This is a genomic window from Vibrio sonorensis (assembly GCF_001854765.1).
In the GTDB taxonomy this organism is placed as follows: domain Bacteria; phylum Pseudomonadota; class Gammaproteobacteria; order Enterobacterales; family Vibrionaceae; genus Vibrio; species Vibrio sonorensis.
Window position 1 is genome coordinate 1 of sequence record NZ_LJJE01000034.1, and the last position, 361, is coordinate 361.

At 47.6% G+C, this 361-nt stretch carries 1 protein-coding gene; it reads left to right on the forward strand.

All coding sequences use genetic code 11. The annotated features are described in order from the left end of the window. Positions 1-361: hypothetical protein (locus tag BLO31_RS23735; RefSeq protein ID WP_175443178.1), on the forward strand; the 361-nt coding region annotated here is incomplete at both ends.

The following is a 361-nucleotide window of genomic DNA, read 5'->3' on the forward strand; positions in this document are numbered from 1 at the left end:
CAATTGCTAATGAGTTCGGGGTACCGCGTGACGATGATTGGTTAGTGGAAGAGAAATCTTCTGCCAGCATCGATGAAGCAAAACTGCCTTCAGCAGGCGAGGAACCGACAGAAGCGGAAGAAGATGTATTAGCGCAAGAGGAATTAAAGCAAACCTCTCAACCAACTCAAGTAGAAGCGCAAGATGATAATGAAATCTCACCGTCTGAGTCGTTAACTGATGAAGAGCCTTTAGTTGCGCAAGATATTGAATCAGAGCCAGTGCCGCAAGCGGTTGAGCCAGCTCTAGAAGAAGTCGCTGAGCTAGATGATATCGACTTGCCTGAGTTTAGCGAAGATGACGCGCTGGCAGAATTTGGAGC